The organism is Saccharopolyspora dendranthemae, from assembly GCF_007829955.1.
Lineage (GTDB): Bacteria > Actinomycetota > Actinomycetes > Mycobacteriales > Pseudonocardiaceae > Saccharopolyspora > Saccharopolyspora dendranthemae.
In genome coordinates, this window is record NZ_VIWX01000001.1 from 719,542 (window position 1) to 742,511 (window position 22,970).

At 70.8% G+C, this 22,970-nt stretch carries 27 protein-coding genes; 13 read left to right on the forward strand and 14 right to left on the reverse strand.

Features of this window, described 5'->3' with window-relative positions:
• Positions 1 to 52: 52 nt before the first annotated feature.
• Complete coding sequence (locus FHU35_RS03185; RefSeq protein WP_145736529.1) at positions 53 to 493, forward strand: Lrp/AsnC family transcriptional regulator; 441 nt, start codon at positions 53 to 55, stop codon at positions 491 to 493.
• A 22-nt stretch (positions 494 to 515) separates the two neighbouring features.
• On the opposite strand, the gene FHU35_RS03190 is transcribed toward FHU35_RS03185, so the two are convergent.
• The 8 genes from FHU35_RS03190 to FHU35_RS03225 all read right to left on the reverse strand — a co-directional run bounded on the left by FHU35_RS03190 (position 516) and on the right by FHU35_RS03225 (position 6,773).
• Positions 516 to 1,514, reverse strand: coding sequence for an ArsR/SmtB family transcription factor (locus FHU35_RS03190; protein ID WP_145736531.1), 999 nt, complete (start codon positions 1,512 to 1,514; stop codon positions 516 to 518).
• 93 nt (positions 1,515 to 1,607) lie between these two features.
• Positions 1,608 to 1,952, reverse strand: coding sequence for a DUF8129 domain-containing protein (locus FHU35_RS03195; protein WP_145736533.1), 345 nt, complete (start codon positions 1,950 to 1,952; stop codon positions 1,608 to 1,610).
• 91 nt (positions 1,953 to 2,043) lie between these two features.
• A complete protein-coding gene (locus FHU35_RS03200; protein ID WP_145736536.1) occupies positions 2,044 to 2,223 on the reverse strand; it encodes a CsbD family protein in 180 nt (59 codons plus the stop codon).
• A gap of 119 nt (positions 2,224 to 2,342) precedes the next feature.
• On the reverse strand, positions 2,343 to 3,539 hold the full coding sequence (locus tag FHU35_RS03205) for an MFS transporter (RefSeq protein WP_145736538.1): 1,197 nt from the start codon (positions 3,537 to 3,539) through the stop codon (positions 2,343 to 2,345).
• Between the two features lie 88 nt (positions 3,540 to 3,627).
• A complete protein-coding gene (locus tag FHU35_RS03210) occupies positions 3,628 to 4,443 on the reverse strand; it encodes an MBL fold metallo-hydrolase (RefSeq protein ID WP_145736541.1) in 816 nt (271 codons plus the stop codon).
• Positions 4,444 to 4,486: 43 nt separating this feature from the next.
• The gene (locus tag FHU35_RS03215; protein ID WP_145736543.1) at positions 4,487 to 4,786 is read right to left on the reverse strand and encodes a MoaD/ThiS family protein; all 300 of its coding nucleotides are present in this window, start codon (positions 4,784 to 4,786) and stop codon (positions 4,487 to 4,489) included.
• Positions 4,787 to 4,821: 35 nt separating this feature from the next.
• A complete protein-coding gene (locus FHU35_RS03220) occupies positions 4,822 to 5,937 on the reverse strand; it encodes a WD40/YVTN/BNR-like repeat-containing protein (protein WP_145736545.1) in 1,116 nt (371 codons plus the stop codon).
• Between the two features lie 38 nt (positions 5,938 to 5,975).
• Entirely contained in the window at positions 5,976 to 6,773 is a 798-nt protein-coding gene (locus FHU35_RS03225; protein WP_145736547.1) for a helix-turn-helix domain-containing protein, read from the reverse strand.
• Between the two features lie 134 nt (positions 6,774 to 6,907).
• Here FHU35_RS03225 and FHU35_RS03230 point away from each other — a divergent pair, with 134 nt between their 5' ends.
• From FHU35_RS03230 to FHU35_RS03245, 4 genes are all read left to right on the forward strand, one after another.
• Positions 6,908 to 8,068, forward strand: coding sequence for a hypothetical protein (locus FHU35_RS03230; RefSeq protein ID WP_342788487.1), 1,161 nt, complete (start codon positions 6,908 to 6,910; stop codon positions 8,066 to 8,068).
• Positions 8,069 to 8,192: 124 nt separating this feature from the next.
• Positions 8,193 to 9,497, forward strand: a complete 1,305-nt coding sequence (locus tag FHU35_RS03235) for an MFS transporter (RefSeq protein WP_145736550.1) — start codon at positions 8,193 to 8,195, stop codon at positions 9,495 to 9,497.
• A complete protein-coding gene (locus FHU35_RS03240) occupies positions 9,494 to 10,060 on the forward strand; it encodes a nuclear transport factor 2 family protein (RefSeq protein WP_145736553.1) in 567 nt (188 codons plus the stop codon). The genes FHU35_RS03235 and FHU35_RS03240 overlap by 4 nt, the downstream gene beginning before the upstream one ends.
• Positions 10,061 to 10,127: 67 nt before the next feature.
• Positions 10,128 to 10,748 (forward strand): response regulator transcription factor, encoded by a 621-nt coding sequence (locus tag FHU35_RS03245; protein ID WP_145736555.1) that lies wholly within the window; start codon positions 10,128 to 10,130, stop codon positions 10,746 to 10,748.
• Here the strand turns inward: FHU35_RS03245 and FHU35_RS03250 are convergent.
• The 4 genes from FHU35_RS03250 to FHU35_RS03265 form a co-directional block, all read right to left on the reverse strand.
• Positions 10,745 to 11,977, reverse strand: a complete 1,233-nt coding sequence (locus FHU35_RS03250) for an amidase (RefSeq protein WP_145736558.1) — start codon at positions 11,975 to 11,977, stop codon at positions 10,745 to 10,747. The genes FHU35_RS03245 and FHU35_RS03250 overlap by 4 nt on opposite strands.
• Positions 11,974 to 12,237, reverse strand: coding sequence for a hypothetical protein (locus FHU35_RS03255; RefSeq protein ID WP_246110046.1), 264 nt, complete (start codon positions 12,235 to 12,237; stop codon positions 11,974 to 11,976). The genes FHU35_RS03250 and FHU35_RS03255 overlap by 4 nt, the downstream gene beginning before the upstream one ends.
• Positions 12,230 to 12,733, reverse strand: a complete 504-nt coding sequence (locus tag FHU35_RS03260) for a flavin reductase (protein WP_145736560.1) — start codon at positions 12,731 to 12,733, stop codon at positions 12,230 to 12,232. Before FHU35_RS03260 ends, FHU35_RS03255 begins: the two co-directional genes overlap by 8 nt.
• A 262-nt stretch (positions 12,734 to 12,995) precedes the next feature.
• Positions 12,996 to 14,489 carry a PAS domain-containing sensor histidine kinase gene (locus tag FHU35_RS03265; protein ID WP_145736562.1) on the reverse strand — a complete coding sequence of 498 codons (1,494 nt, stop codon included), beginning with the start codon at positions 14,487 to 14,489 and terminating at the stop codon, positions 12,996 to 12,998.
• Between the two features lie 154 nt (positions 14,490 to 14,643).
• Between FHU35_RS03265 and FHU35_RS03270 the strand changes: the two genes are divergently transcribed.
• The 6 genes from FHU35_RS03270 (at position 14,644) to FHU35_RS03295 (ending at position 19,322) form a co-directional block, all read left to right on the forward strand.
• Positions 14,644 to 15,777 carry an acyl-CoA dehydrogenase family protein gene (locus tag FHU35_RS03270; protein ID WP_145736564.1) on the forward strand — a complete coding sequence of 378 codons (1,134 nt, stop codon included), beginning with the start codon at positions 14,644 to 14,646 and terminating at the stop codon, positions 15,775 to 15,777.
• Between the two features lie 23 nt (positions 15,778 to 15,800).
• Complete coding sequence (locus FHU35_RS03275; protein WP_145736566.1) at positions 15,801 to 16,166, forward strand: hypothetical protein; 366 nt, start codon at positions 15,801 to 15,803, stop codon at positions 16,164 to 16,166.
• A 7-nt stretch (positions 16,167 to 16,173) separates the two neighbouring features.
• Complete coding sequence (locus tag FHU35_RS03280) at positions 16,174 to 17,472, forward strand: aromatic ring-hydroxylating oxygenase subunit alpha (RefSeq protein WP_145736568.1); 1,299 nt, start codon at positions 16,174 to 16,176, stop codon at positions 17,470 to 17,472.
• Positions 17,465 to 17,974: an aromatic-ring-hydroxylating dioxygenase subunit beta gene (locus tag FHU35_RS03285; RefSeq protein ID WP_145736570.1), complete on the forward strand. Its 510-nt coding sequence runs from the start codon at positions 17,465 to 17,467 to the stop codon at positions 17,972 to 17,974. Before FHU35_RS03280 ends, FHU35_RS03285 begins: the two co-directional genes overlap by 8 nt.
• Positions 17,971 to 18,705, forward strand: coding sequence for an SDR family NAD(P)-dependent oxidoreductase (locus tag FHU35_RS03290; protein WP_425474093.1), 735 nt, complete (start codon positions 17,971 to 17,973; stop codon positions 18,703 to 18,705). Before FHU35_RS03285 ends, FHU35_RS03290 begins: the two co-directional genes overlap by 4 nt.
• 149 nt (positions 18,706 to 18,854) lie before the next feature.
• The gene (locus tag FHU35_RS03295; RefSeq protein WP_145736573.1) at positions 18,855 to 19,322 is read left to right on the forward strand and encodes an SRPBCC family protein; all 468 of its coding nucleotides are present in this window, start codon (positions 18,855 to 18,857) and stop codon (positions 19,320 to 19,322) included.
• A gap of 28 nt (positions 19,323 to 19,350) precedes the next feature.
• Here the strand turns inward: FHU35_RS03295 and FHU35_RS03300 are convergent, their stop codons facing one another.
• Complete coding sequence (locus FHU35_RS03300) at positions 19,351 to 20,058, reverse strand: polyamine aminopropyltransferase (RefSeq protein WP_145736575.1); 708 nt, start codon at positions 20,056 to 20,058, stop codon at positions 19,351 to 19,353.
• A gap of 263 nt (positions 20,059 to 20,321) precedes the next feature.
• Between FHU35_RS03300 and FHU35_RS03305 the strand changes: the two genes are divergently transcribed.
• Entirely contained in the window at positions 20,322 to 21,752 is a 1,431-nt protein-coding gene (locus FHU35_RS03305; RefSeq protein ID WP_246110047.1) for an amino acid permease, read from the forward strand.
• Complete coding sequence (locus tag FHU35_RS03310; RefSeq protein ID WP_145736579.1) at positions 21,752 to 22,552, forward strand: carbon-nitrogen hydrolase family protein; 801 nt, start codon at positions 21,752 to 21,754, stop codon at positions 22,550 to 22,552. Before FHU35_RS03305 ends, FHU35_RS03310 begins: the two co-directional genes overlap by 1 nt.
• Positions 22,553 to 22,583: 31 nt before the next feature.
• On the opposite strand, the gene FHU35_RS03315 is transcribed toward FHU35_RS03310, so the two are convergent.
• Positions 22,584 to 22,937, reverse strand: a complete 354-nt coding sequence (locus FHU35_RS03315) for a hypothetical protein (protein WP_145736581.1) — start codon at positions 22,935 to 22,937, stop codon at positions 22,584 to 22,586.
• Between the last annotated feature and the right edge of the window lie 33 nt (positions 22,938 to 22,970).

A 22,970-nucleotide genomic window follows, 5' to 3' on the forward strand; every position in this document is an offset into this window, starting at 1 on the left:
ATATGGTTGCTCAGCGTTCTTCACTTTCGACCTTGAGAGCAACATGATGTCGATGGACGACCTCGATCGAGCAATTTTGTCTCACCTGCGCCAGGACGGCAGGTTGACCAATGTCGAGCTGGCACAGCGGGTCGGGCTCACGCCCGCACCGTGCCTGCGGCGCGTCAAGCGGCTCGAATCCGAGGGGATCATCGCCGGCTACCGGGCGCGGATCGATCCGGCCGCCGCCGGACGCGGGTTCGAGGTCATGGTCTCGGTCGAGATCAGCATCAACGACCGGGAGACCGTCGAGGAGCTCGAAGGCGCCATCACCGCCTACGACGAGGTCATCGAGGTCCACCGCCTCTTCGGGCGCCCCGACTACCTGGTCCGCGTCGCGGTGGAGGACTCCGCGACCTTCGAGACGTTCCTGACCACCAAGCTCATGTCCTTGCGCGCGGTGGCCCGGGTCGATTCGCACATGATCATGAAGAAGCTCAAGACGGGCGACTGACCTCGAGGATCGCGGAGGGCCATCACGGACGGACTCCGGTCTGGTCGGCGGTGAGGAAGGCGGCTCCGAGGTCGGTGAGGCTGTGCAGGACCGCACCTCCCCGGCGATCGCTGCTGATCAACCCCGACTCGCGCAGGACCGCGGCCTGCTTGCTGGCCGTGCCGACCGAGGTGTCGAGGCTGGCCGCGAGATCGCTGGTCGTCCGGGCCGTGCTGAGGGCGACGAGGCATTCAGCCCGGGTGCGGCCGAGCAGCGCGACCAGCCGGGGCGACGCGAAGCGCCGCTCCCCCGGCTCGGGCACGGGAGAGGCCGGGTAGATGAGCACGGGCGGGAGCTCCGGGTCGATCCACGTGACCGGGGTTCCGACGCAGAAGTAGCTGGGCACCAACGTCAGCCCGCGCCCGGCGAGGTCCACCGTGCGCGTGGACGGGTACGCGGTCTGGAGCACCGTGCCGTCCCAGCCGGTGACGGTCGGCGTGCCAGCCAGCAGTTCGTGGACACCGCCGCGGGCGAGCGCGTCGAGCCTGCTCGCGCGGTCGGCGGCGACCGTCCGCCGGATCTGGTGCCACTGCGGCGCGACCAGCGCGTCGTGCGCGCCGCGGACCGCGCGCACCAGCGAGTGCAGCGAGTCCCGGTCGCCGTCGGCCAGCGAGCGCACCCAGGTGGGGACGTCGCGGTCGGCGAACACGGCACCGAGGTCGGACTGCAGGCGCGAGCGCGCGGTGCACGCGATCCGCTCGCAGCCCTCTTCGTGGTGGGTCGTCGTCGGTGCCGGGGTGAGGAAGTCCGGGAACCCGCCCTGGGGCGGCACCAGCGTGAACAGCATCCGCAACCAGTCCCGGGCCTGCTCGCTCGAGCCGGCCCGCTGCCCGGCCCTCCTGCGCCACGGCAGGTAGTGCGGCGGCACGCGCTGTTCCCTCGCCAGGTGCGAGCTCAGCACCAGCTCCCACATCGGGTCCGGTGACTCGACGAGCCGGACCCGGGCCAGATCGTCCCGGTTGAACACCAAGCGCAGCGTCACGTCCCACCCCCCGAGGTCCCAGGAGCACGCTCCGGATGCTCCCAGGCGCGCATTGCGCGGCGCTTTCCCCGCCAGGAGGCGCGGGGGAACGCGTCAGCCGGCCACTTCCCCCGTGGGTTTGCCGGGGCGGTCGTGGTTGCCGTGCCTGGGCGGGTGCATCGGCTCCGGCGAGCCGGACGGGCTCACCGGCGACCCCTTCGGGGTGTCGCGCGCCTCGGCGGGCTCGGCCCGGTGCTCACCCGGTGCCGGTTCGGCGCCGTGGCGGAGTTCGTCGAGCCGCTGGTTCATCGCCTCGACGACCTGCGGGCGGTTGTTGTGCGTCTGCTCGTAGTCCAGCACGCGGGTCAGCTCGGGTTGGCCGAGCGAACGGATCATGTGCTGGATCGAACCCGTCGACAAGTGGTCGTAATCCGGCAGCGGGAAGTCCTCGTCCGGCATCTGGAACCTCCTCCTGGAGAAGTACCGGCACTCCCCGGCGGGAGTGGTCCCGCCGGGGAATCCGGTTGAGCAGCAGCGACTTCGACCGAAGTCACTCGTTCGGACGGATCGCGTCCTTCGCGTTCTCGCCCGCCTGCTTGAGGTTGCCCTTCGTCTGCTCGGTCTTGCCTTCGGCCTGGGTTCTGCGGTCGCCGGTGGCACTGCCGAGCTTCTCCTTGGCCTTGCCGACGGTCTCCTCCATCTTGTGGCGGGCCTTGTCCATCGCAGACATGTGACGCTCCCTCGCTCATCATCGGGAGCCCAGTGGCTACCCCGCGAACCCCGGACCCGAAACACCGGCTCGTGTCGAGGACGGCGGGACGGGAAGATCAGCGAGGCGACCGAACGCCGTCAGGCCGGATCGTTTCGGGGAGGCGCCGCTGCGGGTACGGCCAGCGCCGAGGGGACCAGCAGGACCGCGACGAGCAGCAGGGCGTGCAGGGTACCGACGTGGTCGGCGAGATAGCCCAGCAGCGGCGGGCCCGCGAGGAACGCGGTGTAACCGACGGTGGACACGACGCTGACCCGGGCGGCCGCGCGAGTCGGATCGTCGGCCGCCGCGCTCATCCCGACCGGAAAGCCCAGGGAAGCACCGATTCCCCAGACCACGGCACCGAAGAAGACCAGCGGGAGCCACGTTCCGTAGACCACCAGCAGGACGCCGACGGCCGCGGTGGCCATGGTGGCCCAGAGGACCTTGGTGCGGCCGAAGCGGTCGAGCAGCACCGTCCCGACCACGCGCCCGGTGGTCATGGCGCTGAGGAACACCGCGAAACCGACCGCGCCGAGCCACGGCGGGATGTCGTGACCGTCGACCAGGGCCACGGCCAGCCAGTCGTTGGCGGTGCCCTCGGTGAGCCCGAGCGCGAGAACCATCAAGCCGATCAGCAGGGTTCGGGGTTCGGCCCACGCGCGGAGGAGCCCGCCACCGGGCGACGACTCGTGCTGCCCCTCGTCCTCGTGCGCGGGCAGCAGGAACGGCGCCGCGAAGGCCGGGATCACCGCGACCAGGACCGCAGCGCCGATCAGGTGCACCACGACCGGCACGCCCAGCCCGGCGCAGGCCGCACCGACCCCTGCGCCGATGACCGTGCCAAGGCTGAAGCCCGCGTGGAAGCGCGGCATGATCGTGCGGCCGATCCGGCGTTCCACGGCGGCGCCGTCGATGTTCATCGCCACGTCCCACACGCCGGTGCCGAGACCGAACGCGAACAGGCCCGCTGCGGTGACCCAGGCGTCGCCCCACACGCCGGCGCCGGTGCCCGCCAGCGCCACGCCGAAGGCGTCCAGCGCAGCGGCGCCGGTGATGACCGCGCGAGCTCCGAAGCGGTGCACCAGTGCGCCTGCCAGGGGCAGCGCGAGGATCGACCCGATGGAGATCGCCAGCAGCAGCCTGCCCAGCTCCCCCGGCGTCACCGACAAGGCGTCACGCGCCTCGGGAATCCGCGACATCCAGCTCGCCATCGCGAAACCGTTGGCCGCGAACACGACCGCAACGGCGTTGCGAGCGCGCAGCACACCGGAATCGGCGCGCGTTTCGACCGCCACGACACCCCCAGCATCGATCCAGAACCTGCACAAGTCTGCGTGTGCGGTTCCCTCCGGTCAAACGGTTTTCAGCAGCGCTCGACGGTGCTCATCCGACGCCGACGTGGCCGTCGAACGCCACCGGATCGTGCGCCGCGAAGATGTCGATCTCGTCCGAATTCGTGGCGAGCTCGCGCAGCCGCGCCTGGTTGGCCAGTCGCGCCCGGTCGTCCACCGCCATGATCCGCTGGAACGCGCGCAGCGCCGGCGGGCAGTGCGGCGGCTGCGCCAGCTCTCCGGATGAGAAGCAGGCGTCGCCCGCGTGCAGCAACCACTTCGCGCCCACGTCCACCGCGACGCCGACGTGGCCGGTCGTGTGACCGCGCAGCGGGACGAGCAGGATCTCCTCGGGGAGTCCGTCGAGCGCGCGCACCGCTTCGAAACCGAACCAGTCCTGTCCGGACGGGTTGTCGTGGACGGCCCAGTCGGGGCCGTGCGCCCACTGGCGCTGCCGGTAGCGCATCTCCGAACTGCCCGTCGCCGCGCGCAGTTCCGGCCCGTGGACGTGCACCTTCGCCTGCGGGAAGTCCCGCAGTCCTCCGGCGTGGTCCAGGTCCAGGTGGGTCAGCACGACGTGCCGCACGTCGTCGGGGTCGAACCCGAGCCGCTTCAGCTGCGCGACCGCGGTGGTGGCGGGATCCAGCTGCGGGTTCATCAGCATCCGGAACTCCCGGGGCAGCGACGTCAGCGCGGGATCCGAGTCCTCGCTGCCGAAACCGGTGTCGACCAGCACCAATCCGGCCTCGGTCTCGATCAGCAGGCAGTGGCAGACCATCCGCGCGCGGCGCAGCGGATGGCCCCGGCCGTCGATCAGGCGGCCGCCGAACGGCCGCATCGGGCCGCAGTCGAGGTGGTGGACCAGCATGCGAACCTCCGCGTCCGAGAACTGGCCACCACCCTAACGAAGATCAGCCGCCCGCCATCGCCCCGATGATCATGTACGGCTCCTTGCCCGCCACGACCTCCTCCGGCAGCGGATCGTCGAGGGGTTCGTTGGACAGGTCCTGCTCGCAGGCGAAGAACCTGATGAACGCGCGGCGCTTCTGGGTGTCGTGATCGCGGACCGTGCCGCGCAGCGCCGGGTAGCGGGCTTCGAGCGCGTCGAGCACGAGGCGCTGGGTCGGAGGGCCGTCGACGTCCACGACCACCTCGTGCTCGGGGATCTTGGCCAGGGTGCGCAGGTGCGCGGGGAGCAGGATGCGGATCATGGCGTCTCCTCTGCGGGCTCGGCGGGGACGGGCTGTCAGGGCAGCGTCTGCACCTCGACCGACAGCACCGAGGGCAGGTTGTTGACGATGGGCCGCCAGGTGTCGCCGGAGTCGGGCGAGACGTAGACGTCGCCGCTGGTGGTGCCGAAGTAGATCCCGCAGTCCTCCAGGTCGTCGACGCACATGGCGTCGCGCAGCACGTTGACGTAGCAGTTCTCCTGCGGCAGGCCCTTGGTCAGCGGCTCCCACTCGTTGCCGCCCACGCGGCTGCGGTAGACGCGCAGCTTGCCTTCCGGCGGGTAGTGCTGCTCGTCGCTGTGGATCGGCACCACGTAAACCGTGTCGGGCTCGTGCGCGTGCACGTCGATCGGGAAGCCGAAGTCGGTCGGCAGGTCACCGCTGATCTCGTACCAGGACTCGCCCGCGTCATCGCTGCGCATCACGTCCCAGTGCTTCTGCATGAACAGCACGTCCGGCCGGTCTCGGTGCAGGGCGAGGCGGTGCACGCAGTGGCCGACGTCGGCGTCCGGGTCGGGGATCTGGCCGGAGTTGAGGCCCTTGTTGATGGGGCGCCACGACTTGCCGCCGTCGTCGGTGCGGAACGCGCCGGCAGCCGAGATCGCGATGTAGAAGCGGTCCGGGTTGTGGGGCGCCTGGATGATCGTGTGCAGGCACATGCCGCCCGCTCCCGGCTGCCAGTTCGGTGCGGACTCGTGCTCGCGCAGCGCGGGGAGCTCGTGCCAGCTGCGGCCGGCGTCAGTGCTGCGGAAGAACGCGGCGTCCTCGACCCCGGCGTAGATCGTGTCGGGGTCGATGGCCGACGGTTCCAGGTGCCAGACGCGGGTGAACTCCCACGGGCGCTGCGTGCCGTCGTACCAGAGGTGCGTGCCGGGGGTTCCGTCGTAGGAGAAGTGGTTGTCGACCGGCTGCCAGCTGCGCCCGCCGTCGTCGGAGCGCTGGATCTGCTGTCCGAACCAGCCCATCGACTGGGAGGCGACCAGCCGGTCCGGATCGACCGGGGAGGCCTTGAGGTGGTACAGCTCCCAGCCGCCGAAGAGCGGGCCTTGCACCTCCCAGGACTCGCGCTTGCCGTCGGCAGTGAGGATGAAGGCTCCCTTGCGGGTGCCGACGAGGACTCGGACACGACTCATGAGTGGCTCCCTGCGCTGGTCACAGCTGGTGTCTAATTTCAAGCTAGGCCCGCTGCGAGGGGTTGTCTTCTCCGATCTTGCGCAATCGACGAGGCCAGCGGCGGCAGCGCGACCAGCACCGGAGCCGACCAGGGCGGCACCACCTGCAGGGTGATCTCGCGGTGCTCGGGCGGCCGGGCCGGGCCGACGCGCACCGGCGTGGCGGAGCCGCCGACGACGTTCCAGCCGGGCACCAGCTGCTGGGCGTGGTCGGCCCGCGCGGAGAAGGCCGTGGCCAGCAACCAGTAGGTGCCGGGCGGGATGCCGGTGAGCCCGAAGCGCCCCTGCTCGTCCAGCAGCGCACCGACGACCGGAATGCCCCTGGGCGCGCGTTGGACGAACAGGCCGACGTAGATCGCGGCCGCTCCGCCGAGCGCGATCTGGGCCGCGGGTCCGAGGTGGACCGCGCCGGTGACCACGCCTCCCGCCTCGGCGCCGCCGGGCACCAGGACCGGGCGCGGTGGTGCGTCGCTGAGCACGTCGGGCAGCCTGCGGAAGCTGACCGGGGACAGGCCGATCTCCGCGGTGAAGCGGCGGGTGAAGGTGCCCACGGAGCTGAAGCCGACCTCGCAGCAGATGTCGCTGACGCGCTCGTCGCTGTCCAGCAGCAGCCGTTTCGCGCGCTGGAAGCGGTGCGCCGCCAGGAACCTGCCCGGCGGTTGCCCGTGGGCGCGTTCGAACGAGCGGGCGAGGTGGAACGGGCTGTAGCCGACGTGGTCGGCGACGTCGGCCAGGGTGATCGGCTCGGCGGCGTGCTCCGCGATGAAGCACGCGGCCCGCACTGCGACGTCTGCCATCTCCACTCCCCCGACCGGCCCAATGCCCCTCTGGGCGCGACGGTACCGCGCACACCCGACAATCCGGATTCGGAATCGGGCCGTGACACGACTGGGCTAGGCTCCGGCCCGGGTTTTGATCTTGAGCTTCGGGAGTGGCGTTGCGGAAACTGGTGCGGCGCGCCCGGTCCAGGTCCCATTACGCGTGGTTCCTGGCGGTGCGCGAGTGGCCGCTGCTGGTGGTGGCGCTGGGTGTGCTGCTCGGTGCGGTCGTGGCCCTGCCGGTCGTGGCCGGTGCCGCTCTGTCGCTGATCGTCCTGGTCCTCGGCGTGGTCGTGCTGACCCGCGATCTGCGCGGCCTGCGCGGTCGTTGGTCGGGCTTCGAGTTCTCGCAGGACGGTGCACCGTTCCCGCACACCGAGATCGCGGTTCCCGCCACCTACCCGGCCGCGTTCTACAGCCATCTGGCCGGTCGCGGGACGGCGCTGCTCAGCGACGAGATCGACCACGCCGTGCGGGAGCGCCGGTTCGGCGTGCGGATCGCCGAGGAGTCCTACCGGCCGGCAGCGGAGCTGCGCGCGACCGCGCCGCACCTGCCGCAGCTGCACTCGGCCACGCGACCCTTGCTCGACCGCCCCGTCGTGGGTCTGCGCTCGGACCCGCTGCCCGGGTCCGGTGACGCCGAGGTCCGGGTCCACCGGGCGCGCTCCTTCGACTTCCAGTGCTCCAACGAGCTGTGCGGGATGCGGATCGCGGACCGGGAGACCGGCGAGGAGTTCGATCCGCGCCGCCGGCTCCTGACGGATTCCGCGGGCCGGTTGCGTTCCCTCGACGCGGGTGAGCTCGCCGACGTCGTGGGTGTGTCGACCCTTGCGTTCACCACCGAGGGGTTGCTGGTGGTCGTCGGCGACGGCGATCCGTCCGGTGGCGGCCCGCTGGAACCGCGCGACCTCGCCACCTCCGACGGCACGCCCCGCCAGACCTTGCACGACGTGCTGCGCACGGGGATGGAACGCCGACTGCGCGAGTCGACCGGGCTGTCCAGCGGGTCGGTCGCGGGAACGGAGCTCACCGGGTTCGCCCGCTGGATGGAGCGCGGCGCGAAACCGGAGTTCTTCGGCATCACCCGCCTCTCGGCGTCCAGCAACAGCATCCGAGGCGCTGATCTGTCGTTCTTCGAGGTCGACCTGGCGACCCTGCGCCGCGAACTCCGCACCGGCGCGGACCTGCTGGAAGCACCGAGCCTGCCCGGGCAGCTCCGGGAAACCGGCTCGCTGCGGCTGCTCCTGGCCGTGCGCGCGGCGGCGCTGCGGTAAGAGGTTCCCGCGGAGGGCCGTTTCGGAAAATGCCCAATGCCGGGTCACGGTGGCCGTTCCTGCTCTAGTTTTGGCCCAGGCCGCGCGGACACCGGGTCCGTCTCCCCGAGCGACAGGACTCGCCATGCCTGTGATCAGTGAGAACGATGCCACGCGCACCAGTCTCAGACGTGTCGGACTGGCCAGCGGCGTCGGTTCCACGCTGGAGTTCTACGACTTCGCCATCTACGGCACGGCCGCGGCCCTGGTGTTCGGGCAGATCTTCTTCGCCAGCGGCGACGAGTGGTTCAGCGCGTTCCTGGGGCTGGCGACCTTCGCCGTGGGATTCCTGTTCACCCCGCTGGGCGCACTGCTGTTCGGGTGGATCGGCGACCGCTACGGGCGCCGGTTCTCGCTGATGCTGACGTTCGTGGTGATGGGGTCCTCCACACTGCTGATGGGCTTGCTGCCCTCGTACCTCGCGATCGGCATCACCGCGCCGTTGCTGCTGATCGTGCTGCGGGTGTTCCACGGGCTCTCGCGCGGCGGGGAGATCGGCGGGGCGGCGGTGCTGGCCGTCGAGCACGCGCCTGCGCACCGCCGCGGCCTGTACGGATCGTTCGCGCCGCTGGGGTCGCCGATCGGTCAGCTGCTGGCGAACCTGGCGTTCGTGCTGGTGCTGCTGCTGCCGATGCAGGCCGTGATCGACTGGGGCTGGCGGGTGCCGTTCCTCGTCGGCGGTTTCGTGCTAGCGCTCGGGGTGTGGGCGCGTCGCGGCATCGACGAGACACCGGAGTTCGCCGCTCTCCCCGCGAAGCGCTCGACGCCGTTCTTCGCGGTGTTCCGCCGGGACTGGCGGCGGCTGCTGCTCGGGGCCGGGGTCAACTTCGGCTTGAACGCCAACATGTTCATCCTCGCGACGTTCATGCTGTCCTACGCCACCGCCGCCGCACCGCAGGGACTGGCGCTGCCCCGGCAGCCGATCGTGCTCGGCAGCATGGCGGGACTGCTGTGCCACGGGATCACGACCGTGCTGGCCTGCTGGCTGTCGGACCGGGTGGGGCGCAAGCCGGTGATGCTCTCCGGCGCGGTGGCCGCGCTGGTGTACGCGCTGCTGATGTTCCAGATCACCGACATCGGCACACCACTCGCGGTCAGCGTGGCGATGATCATCGGGTTCACCCTCACCGGATTCATCTGGGGCCCGCTGCTGACCTACTTCTCGGAGCTGTTCTCCGTCGAGCAGCGTCAGTCGGGCGTCGGCCTGGCCTTCCAGCTCGGCAGCGTGCTCGGAGGCGGGCTCGCGCCGATGATCGCCAACCGGCTCGTCGCCGTCACCGGCAGCTCGGCGTCGGTCGGCTGGTACATCGCCGCAGGACTGCTGGTGACCCTGGTGTGCCTGCTGTCGTTGCCGGAAACCGCGCCCGCACGCACTCGGGAGGTCGCATGACGGATCCGACGATCGCCGCGCTGACCAGGCGGATCGAGGTGCTGGAGGCCGAGGCGGAGATCCGCCGCATCCAGGCCCGCTACATGTTCCTCTGCGACACGCCGTGCCCGGAGTTCGCGGTGCGCGACGACGCCGAGCGCATCGAGAAGATCGTCGAGCTCTACGCGGCCGATGCCGTGTGGGAGGGCGTCGGCGAGCACTACGCCGGCCAGTTCGGCCGTGCCGAGGGGCATTCCGAGATCAGGGCGCACTTCCAGCGGTTCTGGAGCCGAGATCGGCACCCGGCTCTGCTGCTCAACGCGCACTACCTGACCTCCGAGCAGATCCAGGTGGACGGCGACGAGGCCAGCGGGCTGTGGATCCACATGCAGCCGTGGCTGTTCGCCGACGGCAGCGGAGTCCTGCGTTCCAGCAGGCTCAACAACGCCTTCCGCAGGCAACCCGACGGCTGGAAGATCACCCGCACCCGCACGGAGAACGTCTTCATCGCTCCCCTGCCCGACCGCTTCGCCTCCGATCACCCGTCGGAGTCGGTGCTGCTGCGGCCCACCGACGACCGCTGACGGACCTACCGGCCGAGGGCGTTGCTGCCTAGTCTTGGACTTTCCCCTGGCTCGCCTGGAGGGACATGTGACGACGACGCTTCCCGCTGTGGTGCACATCGTCGACGACGACGAGGCCCACCGGCAGTCCCTCGTGTTCCTGCTGCAGACCGTCGGCATCCAGGCCCTGACCTACCCCGACGCGGCCGGTTTCCTCGCGGAGTTCGACCCGGCCGAGCCGGGCGTGGTGATCGTGGACGTGCGGATGCCGGGGCTGAGCGGTTTTCAGCTGCAGGAGGCGCTGGTCGAACGGGAGTACCCGGCGCCGGTGATCTTCTGCTCCGCCCACGGCGACATCCCGATGTCGGTGCGGGCGATGCGGCGGGGCGCGGTGGACTTCCTGGAGAAGCCCTACGAGCCGCAGCGCATGCTCGAGGTCGTCCAGGACCAGCTGCGCGAGGCCGAGCGGTGCTTCACCACGCACGCCGAGCAGCTGCGCGTGCGTGACCGGGTCGCCTCCCTGACCCCGCGCGAGCGGGAGGTGCTGCGGCTGGTGGTCGACGGCCTGTCCAGCCAGCTCATCGCCCGCGAGCTCGGAACGAGCGTGAAGACCGTGGACGTGCACCGCGCCCGCATCAAGGCCAAGACCGAATCCGAGAGCCTGGGCACCCTCGTCAGGGACGTCCTGCACCACGGCGTCGCGATCTAGGCACGGCCCTCCGCTCCACGAGCCGTTGCCAGCAGGGCTGTTTCGTCGTTGCGACGCCCGATCAGCTGAATTCCCAGGGGCAGTCCGGCATCGTCGCGCAGGCCCGGCAGGGTGACGACCGGGAGTCCGAGCGCCTGCCACGCGCGGCTCAGCACGGGGTCGCCGGTCGCCTCGATCCCGCGCGGCGCGGCACCGGGGGCAGCAGGTCCGAGAACGGCGTCGCAGGACGCGGTGATCTCCGCGACCCGACGGCCCGCCTCGGTGACGACCCGGCGGGCTTCCTGGTAATCGGCGTCCGGGGTGGCCGCTCCGGTGCGCAGCAGACGGGCGAACTGCTCGCTGATCCGGTCGGCCGCCGCGAGCTCCCCGGCTCGCTCCCGGGCCGCCTCGTAGGCCATGACCACCGGGTGGGCCTCGGTGAGCTCGGCGATGAGCTGCCCGTCCGGGAAGTCGGTGATCAGCGCACCCCGCGCGGCGAGCTTCGCGCAGGACTCCTCCACAGCCGCGCTCATCGCGTCGTCGAGGCCCAGCCGCGTGGCATCCCAGCGCAGCAGCCGGGGCTCGTGCTTCGGGGCCTCTTCCGGCGTTCCGCTGAGCGCCGACCACGCCACGCCGAGGTCGTCGGCGGTCGCGGTGAGCACGCCGTGCGAGTCGAGGCTCGGCGCCAGGCCCACGACGCCGTCGGTGGGAAGGCGGCCGCGGCTGAGCACCAGCGAGGCGACCCCGCAGAACGAGGCGGGCCGGGTGACCGAACCCGCGGTCTGCGAGCCGAGCGCGAGCGGGACCTGGCCGGAGGCCACCGCTGCCGCCGAGCCGCTGGAGGACCCGCCGGGAGTGTGCCCGGGTGCGGCGGGGTTGCGGGTCGGCCCCGGTGAGAAGAACGCGAACTCGGTGGTCGCGGTCTTGCCGACGGGCGAGGCGCCGGCCGCTCGCCAGGCCCGCACGATCGCGGCGTCCTCGGCCGCTTCCCCCGCGTTCGCGCGCAGCTGCGAACCGCACCGGGTGGCAGCACCCGCGACGTCGACGATGTCCTTGACGCCGAGCGGAACCCCGCCCAGCGGACCCGCTTCCGGACTGATCTCACCGAAGTGCTCGACCCACGCGCGCAGCACCGGCTCGGTGTCGGCGATGCGGGAGCAACTGCGCTCCAGCGCCTCGGCAGCAGTGGTGCGCCCGGCCCCCAGGTCGGCGACCAGCTCGCGCAGCGACCACGGGTTCCACAGCGTCACGCCTGCCTCCACTCGGCGTCGGCCACCCAGTAGTCCATGCCGGACGCGCTGACCCCGTGCCGCCACGACGAGGTGCGGCGCAGCAGCGGTTCGACCTCGGCGGTGGCGGCGTCGGCGGCCTCCGGGCCGTCCGCGGCGACCTGCCAGTGCACCCACTCGACCTCGCGGCCCTCGGCGTCGTGCACGAACAGGTCCACGTGCCGCCACCCGTATCCGTGGGTGTCGTTGTAGCAGGTCAAGGTCATGTTCCGGTCATCCACGACTGGCTCCCGCAAGGCTGTGGAACTCCCGCTGGAAGTACACCAGACCGCCGCTGCCGGAGCGCGTGATCACCCGATCGACCTCGACGATCATCACCGAGTGCGAGCCTTGCGGCCGAACCCAGCTCACGCGCCCGATCAGCGACGCCGCCGCGTCGCGCAGCACCGGCACCTCGGCGAAATCGCAGACCGCGCCGGCGAAGCGCTCGTGCATCGGCTGACCGGTCGCGCCGGCGAACCGCAGCGCGAGGTCCTGCTGACCGGAGCCGAGGACGTTGACGCACGCCCTCTCGTTGGCGGCCAGCACGTCGTGCGCGCGGCTGGCCCGGTGCACGCACACCAGCATCGTCGGCGGTTCGTCGGTGACGGAGCACGCCGCGCTGACCGTGATCCCGGCCCATCCGCGAGGCCCGTCCGTCGTGACGATGCTGACCCCGGCCGACAGGTTCGCCATGGCAGCGCGGAACTCCCGCTGCGCGGACGTCAGATCCGCCACGTCCCCTCCTCCCGACGCTTCCCCCAGAACGTACGGTCACCCACCACGCCCCCGGTATCGAGATTTCCCAGCCGCGCCCTGAAGCTTTCCCCTAGACGACGGCGCGGCTCAACGCCTGACCAGACTTGAGGGCCTCCCGGAATGCGGCGCAATCCGCCGTTTCAGTTTGCGGCGGGAGCCGCCGTTTCAGGTGTGGGACTCAGCCCGCACTGCCGCGGGTTCTGACACCCGCACCGCCAAGCAAACCAACCCCTGAAACAACTTACGAAGCCGAAGGCAACGAGAAGCCGAAGAGTGAGCCACCGCCCTCGCGCGGTGCGCACCAGATCGAGCCGTGCTGCCGGGTGATGATGCGGTAGCTGAGCGCCAGACCGATGCCGCTGCCGTGCTCCTTGCTGGTGAACGACTCGACGAACACGTCCTCGCGCACGCCCCGGCCGTGGTCGGCGACCGTGACGGTGCCGCCCTCGTCCCGGGTTTCGGTGACGAGCTCGATCCGCCGGTCCGCGGTGTCGCTCCCGGCCATCTCGTCGATGGCGTTGAAGCAGAGGTTGAGCACCACTTGGCCGGTCAGCACCCGCTCGCAGCGCACCAGCACCGGGTGCTCGCTCAGCCGCACCTCGACCTCCACGCCGACGGCGGCCGCGCGCAGCCGGACGAAGTAGAGGCACTCGCCGATCACCGCGTTCAGATCGGCCACCTGCTCGAGGTGTTCGAGGTGACCGACGAACGACCGCAGCGCGCTGACGATCGCCGACGCCCGGCCGATCTGGCGGTTCGCGCTGTCCAGGCCGTATTCGAGCTGCCCCGTGGTCCCTTCCGGGACGTGCCCGGAGCTCTCGAGCAGCTTCGCGCGAGCGTGGACGCCGGCGAGGAAGTTCGCGGCCGCCGCCAACGGCTGGCCGAGCTCGTGGGCGATGGCCATCGCCATGTCGCCCATCGCGTTGTAGCGAGCGAGGTAGTTCTCGTGGCGGAGTTCCAGGCTGCGCTGCTCCTCGCCGCGAACCCGGGTCGAGACGTCGTGCAGGATCATCAGGTACGCGTCGACGTCGCGCAGCCGTTCGAGGCTGCCTTCCAGCGTCACCGGCTCGGTTCCCGGCACCTCCACCCGCACCGGTGTCACCGGGGTCGCCGCGGCGGCGGTCTGCTCCCAGCTCGTCTCGCCGCAGTCGCCGCGCACCGTCGCGTGGGATTCCAGCAGCCGCCCGACCGGTGGTTCCGCGTCGCCCGACAGGCCGAGGTGCGCGAGCGCGGTGTCGGTGGCGAAGCGGATCGCCCCGGCGGAGTCGAGCATGAACGCGACCGTCGAGGTGTGCCGTGCGAGCGCGTCGACGTAGGAGGTGGTCTGGCGCAGCTCGCGCTCGACCCGCTGCTCCCGCTCCACGTTCCGGAACTGCACCATCACCGCAGGTCCCTGAGCCAGTTCGACCCGCGTCGCGATCGCGTCGGTGGGGATGATCCGGCCCGATCTGGACCGGTAGTGCCACTCGATGCGGCTCATGCCCTTCTCGACCGCTTCCTGCAGCCACGCCCGGCCGATCACCCGGTCGTACTGCTGGGCGGAGCTGCTCATGTGGTTGGCCTTCAGGGGCCGCAGCTCGGTGACGTTCCACTCCAGCAACTCGCAGGCCGCGGGGTTCGCCCACAGGATGTTCTTGGTCGCGGCGTCGTGGATCAGCACGCACAGGTGGGAGGCGCGCATCATCGCGACGAAGTCGGAGTCCACCAGTTCGGGAGCCTGCGGGTCGACCACCACCGCCCCAGGCTAGATCCTCACGACCCGGTGGGCGGATAGGTCATCAGCCCACCGGGGCTGAAGGATTCCCCTACTCTGCATCTGGGCAATCCCGATGTCGCGCACCGTTGCCCCTCAATAGCGTCGAATCGCCACCGGAGACGAGGAGCGTGCCATGCCCGAGGCATCCGCCGACGACGCGGCCTGGGAACCCGTCCTTGCCGAGCTCGCCGAACGTCGCGAGGAGTTCCACGCGCAGTCCTACGTGCCACCCGACTTCGTCGAGCGGTTCAAGGAGCTCGGCCTGTTCCGCGCCTCGACCCCGGCGATGTTCGGGGGCGCCCCGATGCCGCCGCCGGAATTCCTGCGCCGCATCGAGCAGATCTCCGCGGTCGACGGCTCCACCGGCTGGGTGGCCGGTTTCGGCTCCGCCGGGACCTACCTGGCGGGCCTGCCCCTCGAGACCCAGGCCAAGCTCTACGCCGACGGGCCCGACGTGGTCTACGGCGGCGCGATGTTCCCGGTCAACCCGGTGACGCCGACCGAGGACGGGTACCGGATCACTGGCCGGTGGCGGTTCGCCAGCGGCTGCATGGCGGCCGACATCCTCAGCGTCGGCATCCCGGGCGACGCCGAGGGCGACAACCGGCCGCGCGCGGCGATGCTGCGGCCCGAGCAGGTCGAGATCGTCCAGGAGTGGGACGTCTCCGGGATGCGGGCGTCGGGATCCTTCGACGTCGTCGTCGACGACGTCGAGGTACCTCGCGAGTGGACGTTCATCCGCGGCGGCAGCCCCTACGTCGACGAACCGCTCAACCGCTACCCCACCATCGGGTACCAGGCTCAGGTGCACTCGGCGGTCGGCATGGGCGTGGCTCGGGCGGCGCTGGAGCACGCCTCGCGAGCGGGCTCGCGGACCGGCGTCACGGGCGCACCGCCGCTGGCGGACCGCGCCTACTACCGCACCGGGTACGCCCAGGCGGTGGCCGCGCTGCGATCGGCGCGGGCGTTCTACTTCGAGGTCGCCGAGGACGTCTGGAACACCGTGGCCTCGGGCGGCGAGGCCACCGACGAGCAGAACGCGCTGATCCGGCTCTCGGCCACCAACATGGCCTCCACCGCCGCGCAGGTCGTGCACGACGTGTGCGGGTTCTCCGGGACCTCGACGATCGACAACTCCCACCCGCTGCAGCGGATGCGCCAGGACTCCCAGGTGCCGACGCTGCACGCCTTCCTGATGCCCTCGATGTACGACGCAGCGGGCGCCGTGCTGCTGGGACGTCCGCCGACGGTTCCCGGTTTCCGCTGACCCACCACGACACAGGAGCTCTCATGGCCCACCCGCCGCTGCGCGTGCTGTTCTGCATCGGCATCAACCAGAACTTCTTCGACCTGCCGCGCGACGGGGTCACCGCGGGAGACGTCTGGTCGGCCTTCGTCGAGATGATGGACGGCATCAAGGCGTTGCCCGGAGTGGACTTCATCGGCGACATCGACGACGACAGCCACCTGGTCGGTCCGTCCGATTCCTGGCCGTGGACCTGCTACCTGCTGGCCGACGTCGACACCCAGGAGACGGTGAAGGCCGCCTGCAACCTCTTCCGCACCGTCCAGGTAGGACAGTCGGACTGGAAGCTGTGGAAGTACGCCAAGATCGAGGCCCGGATCGGCCGGGCGCTCACCCCGCGCGAGTACTGAGGTGCCCATGACCTCCGAGATCACCGCGAGCAACGTGCACGACCTGGCACCGGCCGACCTCATCGCACCGGACCGGGTGGCCGCCCGGATCTACACCGACCCAGAGATCTTCGAGCTGGAGAGGGCGCGGATCTTCGAGCGCACCTGGGCGTGGGTCGCCCACGACAGCGAGCTTCCCGGCCCGGGCACGTTCAAGTCGACCCACGTCGGAGGCCAGCCGGTCATCGTCACCCGCGACCGCGAGGGCGTCCTGCGCACGATGCTCAACCGCTGCCGCCACCGCGGGGCGAGCATCTGCGAGCGGAAGTCGGGCAGCGCCAACGGTTTCACCTGCCCCTACCACGCCTGGTCGTACGGGCTGGACGGCTCGCTGCGCGGCCTGCCCTACCCCGACGGCTACACGGGCGTGATGGACCGCAGCGGGATGGGCCTCAAGCGGCTGCGCACCGAGTCCTACGGCGGCATGATCTTCGCGACGTTCGCCGAGGATGCCGAGCCGCTCGCCGAGTTCCTGGGCGACGCGCGCGGCTGGATCGACCGGTTCATGAAGCAGGGTGCCGGGTATCCGGTGAAAGTGCTGGGCACGCACCGGTTCCGGTACCGCGGCAACTGGAAGATCCAGCTGGAGAACACCACCGACGGCTACCACTTCCCGATCGTGCACCGGTCCTGGATGGCCTCCGTGGACGCCGAGACGGCCAACATGATGAGCTTCATGACCGACCCCGAGGCCATCACCCACGACCTCGGCAACGGGCACTCGGTCATGCAGATGGTGCCCGAGCACTCGGACCTCGACGTCGACGACGGCACGGAGAAGCTCCAGGACCGCTTCGGCGACCTCATCTCGCGGCTGGAGGCGGCGGGCGTCGAGGACGCGCAGGTGCGGAGGCTCGTGCGGGCGATGCACGGGACCGGTTTCAACCTCAACCTGTTCCCGAACGTGTCGATGTCGATCTCGTTCTTCCGGGTGCTCCGCCCGATCAGCGTCGACGAGACGGAGATCGAGCACATCGCGATCGGCCCGGACGGGCCACCGGAGATCACCGGGCCGGTCAACCGGGAGCGGCTGCGCGCGCACGAGCACTTCCAGGGCCCGTTCGGCTTCGGCACGCCCGACGACGCGGAGGGCTGGGACCGCGTGCAGCGCGGCACCGCGGGCGCCCCCGAGATGCCGATCATGGTCAACCGCGGGCTGGGCCGGGAGAAGCCGTCGGCCGAGGGCTGGCCGACCTCCCACGTCACCGACGAGACCGGGATGCGCGCCGCCTACGAGCAGTGGAAGCGGATGATGAGCGATGACTGACCTGCGCCGCGCGGCCGCGCTCGACGACGTCCGGGTGTCCCGGGCCATCGAGCTGGTGTGGCGGGAAGCGGACCTGCTCGACCGCAAGGACTACGTCACCTGGCAGGAGCTCTACGCCGAGGACGGCGTCTACGTCGTGCCGATCGACCGCGATGCCGAGGAGTTCGACGACGTCCTCAACATGGTCTACGACGACCGGCGGATGCGGCGGCTGCGGGTGAACCGGATGACCGAGGGGTACGCGATCGCCGCCGTCGACTCGGCGATCACCGTGCGCACGGTCTCCCGCTTCGTGACCACCGAGGTCACCGACTCGGCGGTGTCGCTGCGCGCCGCGCAGGTGCTGGTCGCCTACAAGCGCGGCACCCACGACCTGTGGGCCGCCGACGTCGATTACACGGTCCGGCTCGGCGCGGATCCCGCCCAGGACGCCCTCGTGCGCAAGGTGGTTCGCCTGGTCAACAGCGAAGACGCCGTGCCGGCAGCGGGATTCCTGCTGTGACCGCCGTCGTCACCGGAGGCGCGCGCGGTCTGGGCGAGGCGATCGTCCGGCGGCTGCGCTCCGGAGGTCAGCCCGTGGCGATCGCCGACGTCGACGGCGCGGGTGCGGTGGAGCTGGCCGAGTCGCTGGACGCGAGCGGGCGGACCGCGCGCGGCTACACCGCCGACGTCGCCGACCGCGCCTCGCTCAGCGCGCTGCTGGAGTCGGTCGTCGCGGACTTCGGGCCGGTCCGGGTACTGGTGAACAACGCGGCCCGCACCCAGGCGACGCCGCTGTTCGAGATCACCCCCGAGGAGCTCGAGTCGGTGATGTCGGTGAACTTCACCGGGACCTTCACCGCCTGCCAGATCTTCGGCGCCCACATGGCCGAGCAGGGCTACGGCCGCATCGTGAACATGGCCTCGCTCGCGGGTCAGAACGGCGGCACCGCCACGGGCGGGCACTACGCGTCGTCCAAGGGCGCGGTCATGTCGGCCACCAAGGTCTTCGCCCGGGAGCTCGCGTCCCGGGGCGTGACGGTCAACGCCGTCTCCCCCGGCCCCCAGGACTCCCCGATGGTCCGCGACATCGTGGGTGAGCAGAACGTCGAGGCGTTCCAGCGCTCCATCCCCGTGGGCCGTCTCGGCGACCCCGCGTTCATCGCCGAGACGGTCGCCCTGCTCGCCTCGCCGGGCGCCCACTCGGTCACGGGCGCCTGCTGGGACGTCAACGGCGGCCTGTTCATGCGCTGAAAGATTTCCGACCTGCGGAATCTCGCATCGATGCCGGCTGATCGAGACCCGCTGACCGCGCCACAGCAGCCGGGCCTGGCCTTGTACCCGCGCGCGTTCGTCGCTTAGCGTCCTCGTGATCGACGAACCGGACTCGGAGGCGGCACGACGTGGGTGGAGCAGATCGGGACATGCGGGTCGAGGTCGTCATCGACGCTCCGCCCGAGCGGGTGTGGCGGATGCTGACGCGGCCCCGGACCCACGCGGAGGCCAGTCCCGAGCTGGTGGCGATGCTGCCGCTCAAGCCCGGCGGGTTCCGCCGGGGCCAGTGGTACCTGGGCGTGAACCGGCGCAAGGTCGTCGTGTGGCCGACCCGCAACGTCGTGACCGAGGTCGAGCCGTGCCGGCGTCTGGCGTGGGACACCACCAGCAGCGGGGCGAGCTGGATCTTCGAGCTCGAACCGGACGGTTCCGGCACCAGGCTGGTGCAGCGCCGCGTCTCCGCCGGCAAGCTCACGAAGCTCAGCAGCGCGTTCGCCACGATCGCGCTGGGCGGGGTCCCCGGACACGCCGACGAGCTCGAAGCCGGCATGCGCGACACCCTCCACCACATCAAGCGGGCAGCGGAGTCCACCTGACCTCGCCGCGGCTGACGCTCGTGAGGCGTCAGGTGGAGGTTCCGACGTAGACGGTGTTGGCGGACTTTCCGCCGGTGTAGTGGTTGTCGAACTCGACGACGTGGGCGGTGACGTCGTCGAAGACCTCCGCGAGGGTGCGCGTGAACCGGTCCTCCGGCGGATCGTCGGACCACAGCGCGAAGACCCCGCCCCGGCGGAGGTGCGCGGCCATCTTCCGCAGCCCCTCGGCCGCGTAGAAGCCGGTGTGACCCGAGTCGAGCACGTTCTGCGGCGAGTGGTCGATGTCGAGCAGGATCGCGTCGAACTCCCGGCCGTCGTCGAACCCCTCGGCAGATTCGGCGAGCGCGAAGAAGTCACCGTGCAGGAACCGGTTTCGCGCATCGCCGGTCAGCTCCGGCGCGAGCGGGAGCAGGCCGCGCTCGTGCCACTCGATGACCTCGCCGAGCCCCTCCACGACCAGCAGCGACCGCACGCGCTGATCCTCCAGGGCCGCGCGAGCGGTGTAGCCGAGCCCGAGTCCGCCGACCACGACGTCCAGGTCGGACCCGGGCAGCCGAGCCAGGCCGAGTCGCGCGAGCTCGACCTCGGCGACCGTGAACAGGCTCGACATCAGGTACTCGTCGTCGAGCTTGACCTCGAAGACGTCCACGTCGAGCACCGGGTCTCGCCGTCGCCGCAGGCTGATCGCACCGATCGGCGTCTCCTGCCAATCGAGCTCCTCGAACCGCACACCCACAGCGCCCACCTCTCCCGAAATGCCCGAGCCTACCCGCCACCGGCCGAGATCCGGCCGGTGCGGGGCCCGTCACCACGAGGAGGCCGATTTCGGCGGTATTTCCGAATGGCGCAACGTTCGAACGCGAAGACGGTTCCTCCGCAACGAATGCGGGTTCTCTGTACACGGCCGCCTCGCTAACGTTGCCCGCCGAGCGAGGTGTGGCAGTTCACATCGAGCGACCGTGTCGCGGGCGCACCGCAGCGTCCGAAGTGGAGGAATTCGTGGTGGAGGACGCTCTCGCGCCGTCGCGTGGACCCGGCAACGGCGTGGGGGCGCAGCTCCTGCGGCGCAAACCCATCGCGGACCTCGTCGCCGACAGCGGCCAGGGCGAGGGCGGCTCGCTGCGCCGTTCCCTGGGGCTGTGGCAGCTGACCATGCTGAGCGTCGGCGCGACGCTGGGCACCGGGATCTTCGTGGTGCTGGGCGAAGCCGTCCCGCTGGCCGGGCCGGGTGTGGCGCTGGCGTTCATCATCGCCGGGGTCACGGCTCTGCTCTCCGCCCTGTCCTACGCCGAACTCGCGGGCATGATCCCCGTCGCCGGATCGTCCTACTCCTACGCCTACGCGACGATGGGCGAGCTCGCGGCCTGGGTGTGCGGCTGGTGCCTGATGCTGGAGTACGGCGTGTCGGTGGCCGCGGTCGCGGTCGGCTGGGGCCAGTACGTCAACGAGCTCCTGCAGCTGCTGGTGGGCGTGTCGCTCCCCGAATCGCTCAGCGCGCCACCGGGTGACGGCGGAATCCTGAACCTGCCCGCCGCCGTGGTCGTGATCCTGGCGATGGTGGCGCTGCTGGGGGGCGCCCGCGAGAGCGCCCGGGTCAACACGGCGATGGTGCTGATCAAGACCGCGACGCTGGTGCTGTTCTGCGCGCTGGCGTTCACCGCCGTGCAGGACGGGAACTTCTCGCCGCTGCTGCCGCTGGGCATGGGCGGGGTGAGCGCCGCGGCGGGCAAGCTGTTCTTCTCCTACATCGGCTTCGACGCCGCCTCGACCGCCGGGTCGGAGGCACGCGATCCGCAGCGGGACCTGCCGCGGGCGATCATGCTGTCGCTGGTGCTGGTCACGGTGCTGTACTGCCTGGTCGCGCTCGCGGCCGTGGGCGCGATGCACTGGACGCTGTTCGAAGGCACCGAGGCGGCGCTGAGCAAGGTGCTGGGCGGGACGACGGGGTCGATCCTGCTGTCGGCGGGCGCGATCGTGGCGGTCGCCAGCGTGGTGCTCACGGTCCTCTACGGGCAGACCCGGATCCTGTTCTCGATGTCGCGGGACGGGCTGGTGCCCGGGTTGTTCTCGCGAGTCGATCCGCGCACCGGCGTGCCGAGGGCCAACACCGTCCTGGTGTCGGTGTTCATCGCGGTGCTGTCGGCGGTGGTCCCGCTCGGCGAGCTCGCCGACGCCACGAGCATCGGAACCCTGTTCGCGTTCGCCCTGGTCAACGTGGCGGTGGTGGTGCTCCGACGGCGCAATCCGGAGCTGCCGCGCTCGTTCCGGGCTCCGCTGGTGCCGCTGGTCCCGGTGCTGGGCGTGCTCTCGTGCTGCTACCTGATGTTCAGCCTGGGCGCGGCGACGTGGCTGACGTTCGGAGCGTGGATGCTGGCCGGGATGGCGATCTACTTCGGTTACGGGCGGCGGCGCTCTAGTCTGTCGAACTGATGCTCACCGTCGCACTGGACCAGGGTCCGCTCGAACCGCACACCCCGCCGGAGGCGTTGCGACGCCTCGACGAGATCGCCCGCCGGGCCGCCGCCGGCGGTGCCCGGCTGCTGGCCTGCCCGGAGCTGTCGGTCTCCGGCTACAACATCGGGGCCGACATCGCTCGGGTCGCCGAGCCCGCGAGCGGGCCGGTCGGCGAGCGCGTCCGCGCCATCGCGGCGGAGAACGGGATCGCAATCGTCTACGGCCACCCCGAGCGGGACGGCGACGCGGTCCACAACACGGCGTTCCTCGTCTCACCCGCAGGCGAGCTGCTCACGGCCTACCGCAAGACCCACCTCTACGGGGAGATGGAGCAGGCGCACTTCAGGCCCGGAACGGTCCCGGTCGTGCAAGCGACCCTCGACGGCGTCCGCGTCGGACTGCTCATCTGCTACGACATCGAGTTCCCGGAACCGGCCCGCGCCCACGCGCTGGCGGGAACCGAGTTCCTGGTGGTCCCGACCGCGCTGCTGCCTCCGGAGGACGTCGTCGCCGAAACTCTCGTTCCGGCAAGGGCTTACGAGAACCAGATGCACGTCGCCTACGTCGACCGCTGCGGCGCCGAGGCCGATCTCAGCTACCTCGGCAAGTCGTGCCTGATCGCTCCCGACGGCACCGAGCTCGCCCGCGCGGGCAGCGGCGAGGAGCTGCTGTTCGCCCACGTCGACCCGGCGGCCACCGCGGTCGCCCGGCGGGTGAACACCCAGCTCGCCGAGCGTCGCCCCGGCCTCTACAGCGGTCTGACCGAGGCTTCCTGACCGGTCCGGTTCGAGGGGACCCGGTCCGGTCTCAGCGCGACCGGGCCATGCCCGCGATGGCGATGTGGGCGTTGTCGGCGGCATCGCGGGCTTCGGCGAGGTGGGCGCGGGCGCGGTCCAGCCAGTGGTTCGCCGTGAGGGCGGATTCGACGGGGTCACCGGCGAAAGGCCCTTCGACGTTGGTGAGCTCGCCCGCGCACGCGCGGTCCACGAGTCCGTCGCCGAAGCTGCCGAACGCGGCGTCGAGGGAGGTCAGCAGCTGACGCAACGAGCCGAGCGTCCAGTAGGCGTCGTCGCCCAGCGCGTTCGCGCCGGTCTGCCGGGCCGCGACGGTCAAGGTCTCTCCGATGGAGCGGTAGGCCTGGTCGGGCTGTTGTGATCGCACGAAGACCAGTCTTCACGGAATTCGACCTGAGTG

Excerpts from the sequence above, each read along its gene's own strand:
- FHU35_RS03185 (WP_145736529.1), top strand. The coding sequence starts at position 53 with ATGGACGACCTCGATCGAGCAATTTTGTCTCACCTGCGCCAGGACGGC.
- FHU35_RS03195 (WP_145736533.1), bottom strand. The coding sequence starts at position 1,952 with ATGCCGGACGAGGACTTCCCGCTGCCGGATTACGACCACTTGTCGACG.
- FHU35_RS03200 (WP_145736536.1), bottom strand. The coding sequence starts at position 2,223 with ATGTCTGCGATGGACAAGGCCCGCCACAAGATGGAGGAGACCGTCGGC.
- FHU35_RS03210 (WP_145736541.1), bottom strand. The coding sequence starts at position 4,443 with ATGCTGGTCCACCACCTCGACTGCGGCCCGATGCGGCCGTTCGGCGGC.
- FHU35_RS03215 (WP_145736543.1), bottom strand. The coding sequence starts at position 4,786 with ATGATCCGCATCCTGCTCCCCGCGCACCTGCGCACCCTGGCCAAGATC.
- FHU35_RS03220 (WP_145736545.1), bottom strand. The coding sequence starts at position 5,937 with ATGAGTCGTGTCCGAGTCCTCGTCGGCACCCGCAAGGGAGCCTTCATC.
- FHU35_RS03225 (WP_145736547.1), bottom strand. The coding sequence starts at position 6,773 with ATGGCAGACGTCGCAGTGCGGGCCGCGTGCTTCATCGCGGAGCACGCC.
- FHU35_RS03235 (WP_145736550.1), top strand. The coding sequence starts at position 8,193 with ATGCCTGTGATCAGTGAGAACGATGCCACGCGCACCAGTCTCAGACGT.
- FHU35_RS03240 (WP_145736553.1), top strand. The coding sequence starts at position 9,494 with ATGACGGATCCGACGATCGCCGCGCTGACCAGGCGGATCGAGGTGCTG.
- FHU35_RS03270 (WP_145736564.1), top strand. The coding sequence starts at position 14,644 with ATGCCCGAGGCATCCGCCGACGACGCGGCCTGGGAACCCGTCCTTGCC.
- FHU35_RS03275 (WP_145736566.1), top strand. The coding sequence starts at position 15,801 with ATGGCCCACCCGCCGCTGCGCGTGCTGTTCTGCATCGGCATCAACCAG.
- FHU35_RS03280 (WP_145736568.1), top strand. The coding sequence starts at position 16,174 with ATGACCTCCGAGATCACCGCGAGCAACGTGCACGACCTGGCACCGGCC.
- FHU35_RS03285 (WP_145736570.1), top strand. The coding sequence starts at position 17,465 with ATGACTGACCTGCGCCGCGCGGCCGCGCTCGACGACGTCCGGGTGTCC.
- FHU35_RS03310 (WP_145736579.1), top strand. The coding sequence starts at position 21,752 with ATGCTCACCGTCGCACTGGACCAGGGTCCGCTCGAACCGCACACCCCG.